Origin of the sequence: Embleya sp. NPDC020630, assembly GCF_044334985.1 — a bacterium.
GTDB lineage: Bacteria > Actinomycetota > Actinomycetes > Streptomycetales > Streptomycetaceae > Embleya.
This window is the reverse complement of the sequence record NZ_JBIRUB010000021.1, coordinates 49,048-62,977: the sequence shown is the minus strand read 5'-3', so window position 1 is coordinate 62,977 and position 13,930 is coordinate 49,048. Positions and strand designations below refer to the sequence as shown.

Sequence of the window (13,930 nt, the reverse complement as noted above, 5' to 3'; positions counted from 1 at the left end):
CGGCGTGCAGGTTGGGAAGGGCTCAGCCCACCGATTCGACGCCTTCATCCACCCGATAGCCCTGCGGGCACTGGGCGTACACGTAGTAGCTGCCCGGTCCGTACAGACCGCTGTAGTACCTGCCGCCGACCGAGCACGTGATCCAGAAGTGGATGGTGCCACTGGACACGTTGCAGTTCCATGACGCCGCGTTGTTGTAGCGGAACGGCGGGAAGCAGGTGAAGTTGGCCATCGCCGCAGCCGGTGCCCGGTCCGACGCGGAGGCCGCGGGCGCGGCCTGGATACCGGTTCGGTGCTGCTGGAAGACGCTCTTGCCCGGCGTGGGCGCCGCCTGGGCCGAAGCCATCGTCGCGATGCCGACGATCATGGCGGCCAGGACCACCAGGCCCGCCTTCAGCGTCATGCGTATGCGATTCACCATGAGGGACACTCCTTCGGAATCTCGTACGCGGATCGATCCGCGTGTGACGACGATGGCAGCGCCGACTGGAGCATTACTGACCGACGATTGACCGGCCGCTGAATCGGGCGTGGGCGCACGTCGCCTGTTGCCGACCTCGGTGATGTTGTCGTCCGCGCGGCCTGCACGCGGCATCCACGTGCGGCGAACGCGGCGAACGCGATGACGGTGATGGCGAGGGCGACGAACAAGCCGTGGTCTACCGGCCGTCGGGCGTCACCCTGAAGTCGAAGGTGTGCCACCATGCGGGCCGCATGTGGATCGCGATGTAGCCGGCCGGGGTGTCCTCCGTCGCGTCGATGTAGTCGCCGGCGCGGTCCGAGCCCATGTATCGGGCGGCCAGGTCGAAGCGCTCCCGCCGCGAGGTCGGGCCGATCCCCACCGACACGTACCGGTAGTCGTCGACCTCGGCCACCTGCGCGCACAACGCGAACCGGCCGGCCTCCTCGATGAGCCGGACCTTGCGCAGTCCGGGGCACGTGATCACCGAGACGAGTCCGCCGGGCCCGTACTCGTACCAGATCGGCACGGTCAGCGGGGCACGTCCGGCCTCGGCCGCGACGCTCAGGTCGTGAAGCGGGTGAGTGTGAGTTCGCGGTCGCCTCCGGCCTCCGCCAGGACCGCAACCACATCCGCCACGACGACGACCCACGGGTGCGCCGTCGCGCGGTGCGGGTGGCCCGTCTGCGGCCGCACCTTCTGCACTGGGCAACCTCGGACCGCCGCGTACTGCCCAGCGACAGCACGTTCGCACCACCGACCGAACCGCCGCCGGACACCCGACTCCGAGACGTGGCAACGCGGATGCTCACATGAGCGGCACGACGCCGCGCCCCCTCACGGTTCCCATCAACGGTGTCGCGGGAATCGCGGGACCGGGCCCAGCTCCGAACAGCGCGTCGGGGATGCTTCATGGGGAAGCTGGTGGACAGGTGCGCTCGCGGTGCTTGCTTCCGGCGGGGGTTGCCGTTCACGATGCGGTGAGGAGGTGACGATGGTCTGGGTGCCCAGGACACGCTGGTTGATTGGGGACGTTCGACGGGACACGGCGCGGGAGCTGCGTGCCGCGTACGACCACGGCGCGTCGATCCGCGAGATCGCGACCGAGGCGGGACTGTCCTACACCGCGACGCATCGCCTGTTAGGAACAGTTGAGGTGTCTCACGCGCTTTGGTGTCTCAGCCGACTGCATGTCGACGCTGTCCTATTGAACTCGGTGTGCACCGGCCACGTGTCTCGCAGAGACTGCTGAAAACGTGACCGTTTCGTGGCTCGTGCCTCGAAAGGCCGGTACGAAGTGACGCTGTTCGGCCGCTGGCCGGTCGTCGTTGCGACCATCGGCGCCGGCGGCCAGGGCGCCCCGCAGTCCCGGCCCAGCGCAAGGCCCGCCGCAGGGACGCGAATCGGGTCAGCACACTCATGCCCTGAACAAGATCGTTCTCACCGATATCCGCTGTCCCGATGTTCCCCGAGGCCGGTGAGTCCCGCGAGTTCGCGAAAACTGAAGGTTCCTCAAGGCGAACCCACGGGCCAGCCACCCCGATTCTGGCGAAAGGACGCGCGAGTTCGCTTCAAGACACGGGTCCACCCTCAGCTGACTCCACATCCGGCGCCGCCTCCGCGCGGTGGATGGTGTGGACGCTGAGCACGGGATCGAGGGCAGGAACGAGGACCCTGGTGGCGATGTCCACCAGGTGCGGTGGTGCGGTGCCGGCCTGCAGGGCGGTGACGTACTCGATGACCTGCGCGTGCGTGAGTGTCTGGACCCGTTGTCGCAGCACGTGCATGGCGATGATTCGTCCATCGGCCGCCGCTGTCCGGCGGATCTCCTCGTGCAGCTCATCCACTGCGGTGCGTGTGGTCGTCTTCCTGATGCGGGTCCGGTAGTCCGGCTCCCATTCGCCGGTGACTGCGGCGACCGGTCCGATCTGGTGAAGACCCCCATCGAGGCGATCCACCAGGTAGGGGCCGTTGCCGCCCAAGAGCTGACCTGGGTCTCCCGTGCGTAGGTATTCCGCTGTTTGGTAGTAGACGATCCAGACGAGTTCGTGCTCCTCAGCCCCAGCCACCACCAGCCGCCCCGAGTACTTGCGGTCCAGATCCGCCTGGGCCACCCGGATCGCGAAGTCACGGTCGATCATGTCCGGCAGCATCTCGCACGCCGAGGGACACGAACAGGAGTTTTCCTCCGCCGGGTTCGCTTCGTCCCAGGTGAGGGATTCAGGCATCCGCTACGTGGAGATGCACTTCGACCGGGCCCAGGTGCTGGTCATGGGCCAGGACGATCTCGTCCGCGAGGTTGAGGACCCGGATGGTGCCACCGGGAAACCGGACGGTGATGCCGATGGCGAAGTCGTAGTCGCCGTCCTGGTAGCGGATCTCTCGGACGGAGAGGATCTGCCGGCCGATGAACCGGGTCATGGGGAACTCGGGTGGGTCGTCCTCGGCCGTGGTGTGGCCGTACTCGTCCATGTCGTAGGGGCCGTGGGGCTGGTCCATCTCCAGGGACAACCCGTCGCCCGTTGTGTGGAACCGGACGGGGCCGAGGCCGTCCATGTGCAGCCACATGTGCAGGAGGGAGGGCTCGGTCTCCTGGTAGTGGTGCCAGGACGTCGTCACCTTCAGCAGGTGCCTTCCGACCAGGTCCTCAGCGTTGATCATCCGTCGATGCTGCCACGACGTTCCACGATTCGGCACTGGTTTCCAGGAGGCGCCGAGCCGAGTCCGCGTAACGCATGGCGGTCTTCTCGTCGAGCCTGAAGACCTCGGCGAGGTGGAGTGGGTCGGGGCCATGGACCATGGCCTCTTCGAGCTGTCGGTCGACGCGGAGCCGCTCCAGCGTTGCGCCATCGCCCACCTCTGAGACACCAAGAGGCACACGAAGCTAACGCCCTCTGATGCATCCCGGCGGACATCGCCGAACCTCCTGAGACACCCGCAGAACCTTGGTATAACGCCTGCTCCGTGAGGGGGGAACGCCCCTGAGGGCTCGAGGCCCCAGGCGCGGCGGGCGCCCCCTCGCATGATGACGCGCCCGCTGCCGACGGGTCGTTGCTCGTTGTTTCGGTCGGCGGTGTGTGTCGACCCGGTTCGCGTCGGACGCGTCACCCCGGAGGGGGCAGCGCGCCGCCCGGGTTCAGTTGCGGGTAGTGGCGCGCAGGAGGTCGGCGGCTTGGCGGGCGAGGCGGTCCAGGGTCGCGGGGGGCAGGGTGACGTTGTCGGCGAGGGGTGTGACGACGATGCCGGCGAGGTTGGGTCCCACGCGGATCAGGATCGAGTCGACGGTTTTGGGCCCGTCGTGTTCGACGATGACGCGTATGCCGAGGCTCTCGTCCCCGAGGGCGGGGGCGGGGAGTGTGCTGAAGCGGGCGGTGGTGCCCTGGTAGGGCATGGGGATTCCGGTGCAACCGGCGAGCATGGCGCGGGTCTTGGCCACCTGGAGCGCGGCGCTGTCGCCGTTGTACACCTGCACGGAGGCGGCCAGCCGCAGCCCGTTGACGCTCTCGAATTCCCGTCGTGCGCCCAGGGCGATGGTGATTGCACCGGCCGGTGCGCCCGCGATGGCGCGGTCGCATCCCGCGTCGCCGCTGCTGCCCGAGTAGGGTCCGGAGGCGGGTTTTGACCCGGTGTCGGTGAGGGCGCCCCCGCTCCATCCGGGGCCGAGGTCGTCCGCGGTCAACACAGCGCGCCGCGCCCGTTCCTGCGTCAGCGGGCCCGCTGCGGCGGGCGGGGGTGTGGCGCGGTTGTGGTCCATGGTCGAGTCCACGCCGGGTCGTCCCTCCATCGCGGCGACGACGGCGAAGCGACCGTCGGGGCTGCGGAGTTTGACGCGGTAGGACTCGGGGAGTTGCTCGGCGGTCATGGCAGCGACGAGTGCGGGGTTGTTCGCGTTCTGCGCGCGGAACAGCTCCCACGCCTGCTGCTGGTTCTCGTAGTAGACGTGCTGGACCTGCGGCATGGCCTTGAGCGCGTCGACGATCTCCTGGCGCTGTGCGCTGGTGACCGGACCGTCGTAACAGCCCCCTCGAGGGACGGCGGTCCGGCACAGGAACACGGCCAGGTCCGCTTTGTCCGCCCAGTAGTCGACGCCCGGCGGCGGCAGTTTGCTCTCTCCGTCCGTCGTCTCGTCGTCGTCCGGCTCGGCGGAGCCGGCCGGTGCGGATGATTTGACGGCGGCTCGCTTCGGGAACGGTTTGTCGTTCCCGCCGGAACACCCCGCGACCGCCGTGATCGCCAAGAGCGTGGCCGCGCACCCGATGCTGATCCTGCCCGCGTGTGATGCGCGAAGTTTCGTCATGTTCATCCCCCGGTCGTGAACGTGCCTGGTACCGAGCGTAGTTGGCGTCTCTCTCATCGGATACGACCGATTCGCCGAAGCCGGCGCGGGGCGGCAGCCGCCAGGTGTGTCGCAGGGGCGGAGACGGATCCCCGGAAAGCATGCCCAGGCCTGGCCACATGCTCCGACCTCGCGCACGAGTCGGGTGCCGTCGCCCGCGAACGTCGCCGAGCCGGACCTCATTGCCTGGATGACCCGCGTCTTGGACTATGTCCCGCCGCCCGTCGGGGCCTTCGCCGCGTTCCTTCGGAACGACCGGCTCGACCCTGCGACGGATGGCACGGCACGAAACCGGCGGGCGCGGGGCCCGTGTGAAGTTCGCCGGCGGATTCGCCGCCGGGCGATTGTGGCTGGTGGTCTGCGTATGCGCGTGGTGGGGTGTGCGACGCTCCAGGCATGACTGTTGCGTCGATTCTCGCGGTGGCCTGTCGGCGGTACGGCTTCGACTCGGACGCCGCAGAGGTGATCCGCCTGGGGGAGAACGCCCTGTATCGATGTCCCGGTGGCGTGGTCGTGCGTATCGCGCGTGCCGGTCAACAGGCTTCGGCCGTCCGGGAGATACGGGTGGCGCGCTGGCTCGCGTCGCACGGGATACCCGCGGTCGAGGCGCTCGAGGTCGACCAGCCTCTCCTGGTCGAGGATCGGCCCGTGACGTTCTGGCGTGAGCTTCCCGCGCATCGCGCGGGTACGCCCGTGGAGATCGCGGCGCTCCTGCGACGGCTGCACGACCTTCCCGTTCCTCGGCAGGAGGGCTTCGGGATGTTGGCGCCCTTCGTGCGGCTGCCCGAACGCCTTTCCGCGAGCACCGCGGTGGACGTGGGTGATCGGGAATGGCTCCTCGATCGTCTCGCGCAACTCACCGCGCGGTGGGAGGAGGGGCTGCCGGCGGGCCTTGCGGAGGCGGCCGTGCACGGCGACTTGTGGTCGGGCAATCTGGCGGTGGACGACGCGGGAGTTGCCCGGCTGTTGGACCTGGAACGCTTCTCGGTGGGACCCCCGGAGTGGGACCTGGTGTCGACCGCGATCAAGCACACGTCGTTCGGCAAACTTTCGGCCGAGGAGTATGGGGCGTTCGTCGCCGTGTACGGGGTCGACGTCACCGGTTGGGACGGGTACGCGTTGCTGCGGGACATCCGCGAGTTGCGGATGACGTCGTACGTGATCCAACTGGCTTCGGAGAACCCGGTCCACGCGCGCGAGGCTCGGTGGCGTGTCGATTGTCTGCGCGGGCGCAACGGGCCGCGACCGTGGAACTGGACACCGTGTCCGTGAGGCCGTTTCGGCGAGACGTCGCTCGTGCTGCGACCGTGACCGGGTCGTTCACGTCGTGACGATCGTCCTGATGTGCTCGCGCAGGGCGATGACCTCGGGGACGCGTCGATACGGGGCGGACGCGGTGAACAGGTCCCCCACGTCTCGGGCGGCGCGCCCGGAGCGCAGCCGGTCCACTTCGTCCAGGGCTCGGTGTCCGATCGCGGCGGCTTCCTGGGGGTCGCCGGTGATCATGGTGAGGGTCGCCAGTTTGGTGCCGCTGAGCGCGCGGGAGCGCACGTAGGCGTCGGTGTGTCCGCTGATGGCGGTGATGAAGCGCGCGCCGGCCTCCTTCGGGGACTGTCCGGGCAGGACGGCGATGTCGAACGCCGCGTGCGCGGTGTCGCCGTGGTGCTGGGCGTTGTCGTAGTACGCCATCCAGGCGGGGTCGTCGTCGCCGGCGGTGGCGTGGGCGAACGCGTCGTCCGAGGCCCCGATCGCGGCCAGCGTTGCCTGACGGTCGCCCATCTTCGCCAGCGCTCGCGCGCGGGCGTTGTGCACGGCGCACCGTTCACGGGGGTTGAGCCGGTCGACGCGGACCAGAGCCTGCTCGGCGTGGGTGAGGCCGTCGTCGGGGTGTCCGCACCAGATGGCCTGTCGTGCCCGCCAGTTCAGGGCGAGTGCCCGCAGGTGCCAGTCACCGGCTTCCTCCGCGCAGGTGGTGGCGAATGTCAGCAGGGCTGTGGCGTCCTGGTGTTCGAAGGCGTCGAATGCCGAGGCTCCGATGACGACCGCCATGTGCCCGACGGCCGTGAGAAGCGCGGGGCGCAGGCGAGTCGGGCACGGCAGGTCGAGCATGCCTCGGGCCCAGCGCAGTTGTCCGATGGACGCGTTGCGCACGATGCCGCCACCGCCGTACAGGTTGTTCCATCCCGCCAGGGTGGTGGACGCGGTCCGCACCTGTTCGATGTCGGATCGGGTGACGCGTGTGGGCAAACGCGTCCCGGCGCGGGCGAACATGTCGGAGAACGTGGTGGGGGCGACGGCGGCGACGCCTCCTACGGCCAGAAGGACTCGACGATCCACGGGACTCGGACTCCGATCCCAACGGGAGGGCGGCTGTGTTTCAAGGATGCCCACCGGTGCGGGCGCGGAGCCCTCGGCGGCGGTTGCGGGGGCGGTGTTGTCCGCATCGGCGAGCTGCCTCGCTTCCGTCTCGACGAGCCGCCACAGCCGGCACAGCGCTCCGCCGGCGTCGAGGGCGTCGTCGAGACGGGCCGCGAGCACGGCGTTGCAGGGGCGTTCGTTCTTTTCGATGCGTTCGATCGAGGTGCCGCTGAGGTGCACTCTTTTGCCGAGGGCGATGGACGAAAGGCCCCGGACCCGTCGCCAGTTCCGTAGTTCCTTACCCCACCACGCGCGGACCGAGGCGGTGTCGTCGAGGGGTTTGGGTTTTTGTGGCACGGGAGCCCCCGGTCGGTGCGATGCGGACAACAGGGTCGGCGTCTCATTGTCCGCATCGCCGACCGCCATTGAGCGGAATCCGGCTGATTCTCGTTGCCGTGGCCGGGAACTGACGCCGAGACGCTGAAACAAGGACGTGAGCGGCGAGGACGCGGCCCGATCCGTGACCGGACCGCCCCCACGCGGCTACCGGGACGGGTTGCGAGTCGTGGTGAGGAACGTGGTCCACGCGGTGCCGCAGACCTCGAGGCGTGGCCCGCTGGCGGTCTTGGAGTCCCGAATGCCCACAGTGTGGGGGGAGAGCGGCGCGCATTCCACGCACTCGCCCTGCGGTGTCGCGCTGTGGCTGCTCTTGCGCCAGCGGTTCGTCTGGTCGGTCACAGGATCCTCACTACGTTCGCAGATGGGTGTCGCGGGCCTCGGCGATCAACCGGGCCGAGGACGTCGTGTCCAGCGCCTCCCGGCGCAGGAAGGTGATGGCACGGGCGTATGCGGTCGCCTGCTCCTCCTCCAGGAGCAGCCGCCCGACCAGGGTCTCGACGAACGCGGTGTCCAGGGCAGGGTCGGATCCGCCGTACATGACGAAGCTGTACAGGGCCGCGGCGTGGGCGCCACTCGCGAACGGCAGTACCTGGATGGTGACGTGGGGTTCGCGACTGCGGTCGAGCAGGTGGTCGAGCTGCGCCGCCATCACCTGGGGGCCGCCCACCCTGCGACGGATCACCGCCTCGTCCAGAACCACCGAGTAGGCGGGCGGCGAGGGTCGGTCGAGGATGCGCTGACGGCGCGCCCTCATGCGCACGTAGCGGTCCATCGCCTCGGGCGACAGCCTCTCGCCCGGACCGGCCTTGATCGCCCGGGTGTAGTCCTCGGTCTGCAGCAGACCCGGAACCACGCCCAGTGAGTGCTGGGCGATGCGGGACGCCTCGTCCTCCACGGCGAGCAACAACCGCATGGATTCTGCGAGCTCGTCGGCGTGCGGCAGCCACCAGCAGTCGGTGACGCGACTCTGTTTCGCCAGGTCGACCAGTTCCTCGCGCTCATGATCCGAGGCGTCGTAGGCCCGACACAGCTGGTCCACGTGCCCCCACCGCACCGCGCCCTTCGCGCGTTCGTACCGGGAGACCGTCGCCTTCGACAGGCCCGCGCGTTCGCCCGCCTGTTCGGCGGTGAGTCCGCTGACCGCGCGCAACGCCGCAAGACGCAAGCCGAGTTGCCGCCGTCGAGCCGTGGGTTCGGCACCGACTTTCGGACCGTTCATGAGACTCCTTCGCCTGGACAGTGTCTCCGGGGGAGCGGTCACAGGGGAAGTTACACGGTGAAACAGACCGGTGTGGAAGGGCTTGAGAGGCCCATGCGGACACTTCCGCGCTGAGCGTTCCATCGGATCGGCCACACGCTGAATACTCCGGACCGTCACCGAAGCGGACGTGCCCCACGACGTCGCGTGATCACAAGTCCTCAGCGGGAGAGGTCGTCGTTGTGTCCGAGATCGAACCGTCGTCCGCGAATCGTACGCGCACCACGGAATGGCGCGAGGAGGGCACCGCGAAGGCCGTCGGCCGGCTGCGCCGCCAGGCGGTCGCGGAACTGAGCCGCTGGGATGTTCCCGACGACGTGGTCGAGTGCGCCGGACTCGTCGCCTCCGAGCTGCTGTCGAACGCGCTGCGCCACGGGGGCGGGGCCGCCGCGGGACTGCGACTGACCCTGCGTCAGTACGGACCCGTGCGAGTGCGCGTCGAGGTGCGCGACCACACGCACCGTCTGCCGCGGGTACTCGGTGACGGCGACGAGTCGGGCCGCGGGATGGTCCTGGTGGCGGCGCTGCCCGGCTGTTGGGGGGTGGACGATCGCACCGACGGCAAGATCGTCTACTGGGAGAACACCGACACCCCCGACACCCCTTCGGCGGCGGGCCGCGCCCACCGTCCGGACGCCGTCGCAGACCCGGGGCACGATCTACCGCCCCCGGTTGCCGAGGTGCCGCCTCACGGCGTGGATCGGGGCGGCACCGTCCGCTCCCGAATACGCTCCCGTACCCCGGCCACCGCGTGCGCGGGACACCCCGCGTCGGAGGAACGACGGCGCGTCCATCCCTGAGCAGCCGGCGTCGGCCCGCACCGGCGCCGGTGTCGGAACTCGCGGCCCACGTGTGGGTGCGCGCCGCGAGCCGGTCGCCGGGAGGGTGCCTTCCTCTCCCGGCGACCCACCTACGTCCACCCCCGTGGTCCGGAGCGCAGTTCGGATCGCGGTTCGTCCCGCCGGGCGCACCCGTCCGGCGGCCCCGGCCCCCGTTCGACCGCGCGATCCGCGGTGTGCGGGAGGACCGGCCGACGCGGCCCCGACAGCCGGCCGGACCGCGTCGGCCGGGACGGCTTCGGTCCGCGCCCGTGGCGGTCCGAGGGGCGAGTGGCGGAACGTCCCACCCCGTAGACGCTCCACCACTCGCCACCCCTGCTCGGCGTGCTCCCCACGAACGGGTCGAGCGCGCGGCGGGGAAAGGGGGGCCGCCGATGACGGCGGCCCCGGTGGGTGGTGGCACGAGGTTGCTCGTGCCACCACCCCGACCACCTCGATTCGAAGGGAAAGCACGCGTGAACACCTCCGTGGACGTCGGGGACGTCCCGCGCCCGGCCGGCGGTGAGCGGGGCCGCCTCGAGGTCGCCGTCCCGGGAGCACCGTCGGAGAGTCGCGACGCCGTGTGGCCGTGGACCGAGCTCTTCTCCTCGGACGCGGGGACGGTGTGGGGGTCGTGCGGCGCCTCGGTCACCCACCTGGAGCGTGACGTGCGCGACCTGCTGGCCAAGGAGCTGGGCGCGATAGCGCGCTCGATCCCGTCACATCGCTTCGCCGCATTGGTGGACGCCATCCGCCAACTGCTCACCGCGGAACGACACACGGCACTGGTGTTCCATCGCCTCCCCACGCGGCGGGGGACGGACCGGGTCGGTGTGTGGGTGTGCCGGCGCGAGGCATTCGCCTTCCACAGTCGGCCGTTGGCGGCCGCGTGGGTCGAACACCTTGCCCTCGCGTACGACGGCGTCGCGGTGGGATTCGACCGCCCCTTGGCGCTCCTGGGCGCGGGACCGGCCCGGTATGAGCAGGAGCGGGCCGCGTCGTGACCACCGTGGCGAGTGTCATCGAACTCCCTTGTCCCGACGCGCCGCGCCGTGTTCGTCGGGTTCCGTCCGGCGATCGTCGGTGCTGCGCGATTGCGATCGCCGTCCGCGAACCGGCCCGGTCACCCGACCTCGGCACCCCGGGATTTCGGGTGCCGCGTGCCCGGAAGCGCCCGCGCTCGTGAGGGACGTCGTCGTGTCCTCGCACCCGCCGATCTGGCCCGGCGGAACCTGGCGACCGTGGCGCCATCCGCCGCAGCGGCCCCCCGATCCGCCACCGGCCCCCGAACACTCGGCCGGCGACCCTTTGTTCGCCCTGCCGATCCGTCCGCGCACCCCACAGGCCCCGCACCCGTCCGCCGCCGACGCGTCCACGACGCCCTCGTCCCGACGACCGTCACCGAACGAGGTCGGCGCTCGGATGAGCGCCTTCTACCGCGGCGTACGCGCGGCCGCCGAAACCACCGATCCCCGGGAAACCCCGTGACCGAACCCCGCCCGTCCCGCGCGCTGCTCGCCGACCTCGCCGCCGTCCCGGGGGTCCGCCTGGCCCAACTCGTCACCGACGACGGCCTCACCGGCATCCATGTCGGCCACGACCTCCACACCGACACCGCCCCCGCCCCGCACCTGATCGCCACCCTGGCCGCCACGTGCGCCGGCGTGCACCACCTCGCCGCGGCGCTGTCCCGGGCCGACACCCTCAACCTCGGCACCCTGGCGCGACAGACCGTCGAGTGCGAACACGGCTACCTGGTCCTGGTCCCCGTGCCGGGCCCCGCACCCCACACACTCGTCGTCGTCACCCGCGCCAACATCGACCATCACGAGATCGGCGAGGCAACCACCCGCACCGCCGCACTCCTCGCCAAGGTCCTGGCCCCGAACCTCCGGCGGACCGCGTGAACACCACGACCACAGTCCACTTCCTCCGGGACTCGCCCGCCCGGACCCGCAGTCACCGCCCTCGGCGCACCGACATGGGACCGCGCCGCCCGATCCGCCCGGCGACCCGATCGCATCAGCCCGGCCCGCACCCCTCGACGCCCAAACGACCACGCCCCCGACACAGCGCCGGACGGGACTCTCCACGGCCCGCGACGAGTTCGGCAGCCTGCTCCCGCCACCACGACAAGGGACGACCCATGACCGACCATCACGTACCCGAGGAACGTGGAACACCCCCGTCGGGAATCGACACCACGCGACCGACACCGGCCCGCATGTACGACTACTACCTCGGCGGAAAGAACAACTTCGCCGTCGACCGCGAGGCCGCGGAGCGCGTCCTGGCCGCGAGTCCGGGGGTTCGCGAAGCGGCGTGGGCGAACCGGCGGTTTCTCCAACGCGCCGTGCGATGGCTCGTCGAGGCGGGGATCACGCAGTTCATCGATCTCGGCGCCGGTCTGCCCACGGTGGGCAACGTGCACGAGATCGCCCAGGAGGTGAACCCGGATGCGCGGGTGGTCTACGTCGACAACGACCCGGTCGTCCTGGCGCACGGGCGAGCCCTGCTCGCGGACGGCGAGAACACCACGGTGATCACCGGCGACATGCGCCTGCCGCAGGACATCCTCGAGGACCCCGACACCGTGCGGCTGATCGACCTCCGCCGCCCCGTCGCGGTGCTGTTCGTCGCCACCCTCCACTTCGTCCCGGACGAGGACCACCCGCACGACCTCGTACGCGCCTACCGCGAGGCAATGGCCCCGGGCAGTCATCTGGTGATCTCCCACGCCACCACCCACGGGCCGTCCGCCGACCAGGTCGCCGCGGTCGAGGGCGTCTACGAGAGCGCCACCGCGCGGGTGACGATGCGCTCCGAGGCACAAATCGCCCGGTTCTTCGAGGGATTCGACCTCCTGCCTCCGGGCCTGACCCGCCCCGACCTGTGGCGCCCGGACCCCACGCAACCCACACCCACGCACCGGCCCCGCGGCGGCGGGCAACCCGCGACCACGGACTGGCTGTTCGCGGGCGTGGGCCGACGCACCACGACCTGAACCAACCCCACCGGCCGCAACCACGCACCACCCCACGGCGGCCCCGGTGTCGCGGGCGGCGACCGGCAGTACAGCCGTGACTTCCCCCGCCCCCTTCACCGAGGCCCGGTTCCCTTCCCGACCCCGCGCACCGCGCGATCCCCCGGAGCACCCAGCGATGACCACTTCCCCGTCCGGACCGGACACCAACGACACCCGAGGCGCCCCGCCGGGCTCCGCATCGTCCACGCCGTCCCGGCGCGGCAGGGATGGGGCGGCGTCGTGACGAGCATGTCGAGCGTGGTCGAGTTGTTGCGTCCCAGCGGGGATTCCCGGACGCGGGTGGCGTGGGACGTGCGCATGGGTGGCACGGGCGTTGCCGTGTTGACCCGCAGGGAGACGCCGATTGGGGACGCGCCGCGTCGGGTCCGGCAGGTGCTGCTGGGGGATCGTCGCGATTGCGCGGTGGCGATCGCCGCGTGCGAACGGGCCCGGCAGCCCGATCTCGGGGAGCAGGTCTTCGTGACGGCCGTCGCCGGCCTCGACGTCGCCGCCAGGGAACTCGACGACCTGGTGGGGGAGTTGCTCGGCGACGACTACACGGGCGTCGACGCGATGCCCTCGGCGGGTGAACGGTCGTGACTGCCACCCGGCGCCGGCCCGGCCCGATCCACACCGACGTCGACACCGACGTTGCCGTGTCCACCGGCCCCTACGAGGGTCTGCATCGACTGACCCTGTGCCGGCGCGGACGGGCGAGCGTGGCGCCCGAGGCCATGACGTTGACCACCGCGCAGGCGTGCGCGGTGGCCGAGGCCCTGCTCGGATCCGTGCCCGAAGCCGCCCGCGCGGCCGTGCTCCGCCGCTGCGGACAACCCTCCCGCTGAACCTCGATCAGCCGTCGATCCGATATCCCGCTGGGGAGTGCCGTGTCCCGCATCGTCGTACCCGCCCGGCTCATCACCGTCCGCACCACGATCCCCGGCCTCGTCGACCTCACCGTCCACACCGACACGAGCCGCCTCGAGTTCGGGATGACCGTGTATTCCACAGGCGACGTCATACGGCGTCTGGAGCTGGCACGTGAACGGGCCGCGGACCCCCACGACTTCGCGCCGCTCCACCTGGATCCCATGGTCGCGCACCCCGTGCACTCGCACTCCGGTTGCCGCGGCGAGCCGTGACGGGCGACGCCGTCTCGGTCCGCAGGCCGCCACGATCCGGCCCGCGCCGTGGCGCCACCGCCTTCCGGCCGCCGCGTCCCGCCGTTGTCGCCCGATGCCGCCGAACGTCGCCGCTTTCCCTGTCCGTTCCCCCT

The 13,930-nt window shown here is 70.5% G+C and carries 19 protein-coding genes; 9 read left to right on the top strand and 10 right to left on the bottom strand.

What is annotated here, in order from left to right; translation table 11 throughout:
- Positions 1–22: 22 nt before the first annotated feature.
- From ACH4XV_RS40285 to ACH4XV_RS40275, 3 genes are all read right to left on the bottom strand, one after another.
- On the bottom strand, positions 23–421 hold the full coding sequence (locus ACH4XV_RS40285; RefSeq protein ID WP_395798190.1) for a hypothetical protein: 399 nt from the start codon (positions 419–421) through the stop codon (positions 23–25).
- A gap of 238 nt (positions 422–659) precedes the next feature.
- Positions 660–989, bottom strand: coding sequence for a pyridoxamine 5'-phosphate oxidase family protein (locus ACH4XV_RS40280; protein WP_395798188.1), 330 nt, complete (start codon positions 987–989; stop codon positions 660–662).
- A 35-nt stretch (positions 990–1,024) separates the two neighbouring features.
- A complete protein-coding gene (locus ACH4XV_RS40275) occupies positions 1,025–1,165 on the bottom strand; it encodes a hypothetical protein (protein WP_395798186.1) in 141 nt (46 codons plus the stop codon).
- A 289-nt stretch (positions 1,166–1,454) separates the two neighbouring features.
- Between ACH4XV_RS40275 and ACH4XV_RS40270 the strand changes: the two genes are divergently transcribed.
- Positions 1,455–1,712 carry a helix-turn-helix domain-containing protein gene (locus ACH4XV_RS40270; RefSeq protein WP_395798184.1) on the top strand — a complete coding sequence of 86 codons (258 nt, stop codon included), beginning with the start codon at positions 1,455–1,457 and terminating at the stop codon, positions 1,710–1,712.
- A gap of 319 nt (positions 1,713–2,031) precedes the next feature.
- On the opposite strand, the gene ACH4XV_RS40265 is transcribed toward ACH4XV_RS40270, so the two are convergent.
- From ACH4XV_RS40265 to ACH4XV_RS40250, 4 genes are all read right to left on the bottom strand, one after another.
- The gene (locus ACH4XV_RS40265; RefSeq protein WP_395798183.1) at positions 2,032–2,601 is read right to left on the bottom strand and encodes a YrhB domain-containing protein; all 570 of its coding nucleotides are present in this window, start codon (positions 2,599–2,601) and stop codon (positions 2,032–2,034) included.
- Between the two features lie 79 nt (positions 2,602–2,680).
- Positions 2,681–3,121, bottom strand: coding sequence for a hypothetical protein (locus tag ACH4XV_RS40260; protein ID WP_395798181.1), 441 nt, complete (start codon positions 3,119–3,121; stop codon positions 2,681–2,683).
- On the bottom strand, positions 3,108–3,317 hold the full coding sequence (locus ACH4XV_RS40255; protein ID WP_395798180.1) for a hypothetical protein: 210 nt from the start codon (positions 3,315–3,317) through the stop codon (positions 3,108–3,110). The genes ACH4XV_RS40260 and ACH4XV_RS40255 overlap by 14 nt, the downstream gene beginning before the upstream one ends.
- A 279-nt stretch (positions 3,318–3,596) precedes the next feature.
- Positions 3,597–4,757: a permease-like cell division protein FtsX gene (locus ACH4XV_RS40250; RefSeq protein ID WP_395798178.1), complete on the bottom strand. Its 1,161-nt coding sequence runs from the start codon at positions 4,755–4,757 to the stop codon at positions 3,597–3,599.
- 435 nt (positions 4,758–5,192) lie between these two features.
- Here ACH4XV_RS40250 and ACH4XV_RS40245 point away from each other — a divergent pair, with 435 nt between their 5' ends.
- Positions 5,193–6,068, top strand: coding sequence for an aminoglycoside phosphotransferase family protein (locus tag ACH4XV_RS40245; RefSeq protein WP_395798176.1), 876 nt, complete (start codon positions 5,193–5,195; stop codon positions 6,066–6,068).
- 48 nt (positions 6,069–6,116) lie between these two features.
- Here the strand turns inward: ACH4XV_RS40245 and ACH4XV_RS40240 are convergent, their stop codons facing one another.
- The 3 genes from ACH4XV_RS40240 to ACH4XV_RS40230 form a co-directional block, all read right to left on the bottom strand.
- Positions 6,117–7,511, bottom strand: coding sequence for a helix-turn-helix domain-containing protein (locus ACH4XV_RS40240; protein WP_395798174.1), 1,395 nt, complete (start codon positions 7,509–7,511; stop codon positions 6,117–6,119).
- 186 nt (positions 7,512–7,697) lie between these two features.
- Complete coding sequence (locus ACH4XV_RS40235; RefSeq protein WP_395798173.1) at positions 7,698–7,892, bottom strand: DUF397 domain-containing protein; 195 nt, start codon at positions 7,890–7,892, stop codon at positions 7,698–7,700.
- A gap of 10 nt (positions 7,893–7,902) precedes the next feature.
- Positions 7,903–8,772 carry a helix-turn-helix domain-containing protein gene (locus tag ACH4XV_RS40230; RefSeq protein WP_395798171.1) on the bottom strand — a complete coding sequence of 290 codons (870 nt, stop codon included), beginning with the start codon at positions 8,770–8,772 and terminating at the stop codon, positions 7,903–7,905.
- Between the two features lie 221 nt (positions 8,773–8,993).
- Here ACH4XV_RS40230 and ACH4XV_RS40225 point away from each other — a divergent pair, with 221 nt between their 5' ends.
- From ACH4XV_RS40225 to ACH4XV_RS40195, 7 genes are all read left to right on the top strand, one after another.
- Entirely contained in the window at positions 8,994–9,611 is a 618-nt protein-coding gene (locus ACH4XV_RS40225) for an ATP-binding protein (protein ID WP_395798170.1), read from the top strand.
- Positions 9,612–10,105: 494 nt separating this feature from the next.
- Positions 10,106–10,633 (top strand): hypothetical protein, encoded by a 528-nt coding sequence (locus ACH4XV_RS40220; RefSeq protein WP_395798169.1) that lies wholly within the window; start codon positions 10,106–10,108, stop codon positions 10,631–10,633.
- 480 nt (positions 10,634–11,113) lie between these two features.
- Positions 11,114–11,536 (top strand): roadblock/LC7 domain-containing protein, encoded by a 423-nt coding sequence (locus ACH4XV_RS40215; protein WP_395798168.1) that lies wholly within the window; start codon positions 11,114–11,116, stop codon positions 11,534–11,536.
- Between the two features lie 239 nt (positions 11,537–11,775).
- Positions 11,776–12,633 (top strand): SAM-dependent methyltransferase, encoded by an 858-nt coding sequence (locus tag ACH4XV_RS40210; protein ID WP_395798166.1) that lies wholly within the window; start codon positions 11,776–11,778, stop codon positions 12,631–12,633.
- Between the two features lie 261 nt (positions 12,634–12,894).
- Complete coding sequence (locus tag ACH4XV_RS40205) at positions 12,895–13,254, top strand: hypothetical protein (protein WP_395798164.1); 360 nt, start codon at positions 12,895–12,897, stop codon at positions 13,252–13,254.
- Positions 13,251–13,499 carry a hypothetical protein gene (locus ACH4XV_RS40200; protein WP_395798163.1) on the top strand — a complete coding sequence of 83 codons (249 nt, stop codon included), beginning with the start codon at positions 13,251–13,253 and terminating at the stop codon, positions 13,497–13,499. The genes ACH4XV_RS40205 and ACH4XV_RS40200 overlap by 4 nt, the downstream gene beginning before the upstream one ends.
- 42 nt (positions 13,500–13,541) lie before the next feature.
- Positions 13,542–13,796, top strand: a complete 255-nt coding sequence (locus ACH4XV_RS40195) for a hypothetical protein (protein WP_395798162.1) — start codon at positions 13,542–13,544, stop codon at positions 13,794–13,796.
- Positions 13,797–13,930: the final 134 nt, after the last annotated feature.

What these genes read in the sequence shown, in the direction of transcription:
- ACH4XV_RS40260 (WP_395798181.1), bottom strand. Translation starts at nt 3,121, where the DNA reads ATGATCAACGCTGAGGACCTGGTCGGAAGGCACCTGCTGAAGGTGACG.
- ACH4XV_RS40230 (WP_395798171.1), bottom strand. Translation starts at nt 8,772, where the DNA reads ATGAACGGTCCGAAAGTCGGTGCCGAACCCACGGCTCGACGGCGGCAA.
- ACH4XV_RS40250 (WP_395798178.1), bottom strand. Translation starts at nt 4,757, where the DNA reads ATGACGAAACTTCGCGCATCACACGCGGGCAGGATCAGCATCGGGTGC.
- ACH4XV_RS40245 (WP_395798176.1), top strand. Translation starts at nt 5,193, where the DNA reads ATGACTGTTGCGTCGATTCTCGCGGTGGCCTGTCGGCGGTACGGCTTC.
- ACH4XV_RS40210 (WP_395798166.1), top strand. Translation starts at nt 11,776, where the DNA reads ATGACCGACCATCACGTACCCGAGGAACGTGGAACACCCCCGTCGGGA.
- ACH4XV_RS40265 (WP_395798183.1), bottom strand. Translation starts at nt 2,601, where the DNA reads ATGATCGACCGTGACTTCGCGATCCGGGTGGCCCAGGCGGATCTGGAC.
- ACH4XV_RS40285 (WP_395798190.1), bottom strand. Translation starts at nt 421, where the DNA reads ATGGTGAATCGCATACGCATGACGCTGAAGGCGGGCCTGGTGGTCCTG.
- ACH4XV_RS40270 (WP_395798184.1), top strand. Translation starts at nt 1,455, where the DNA reads ATGGTCTGGGTGCCCAGGACACGCTGGTTGATTGGGGACGTTCGACGG.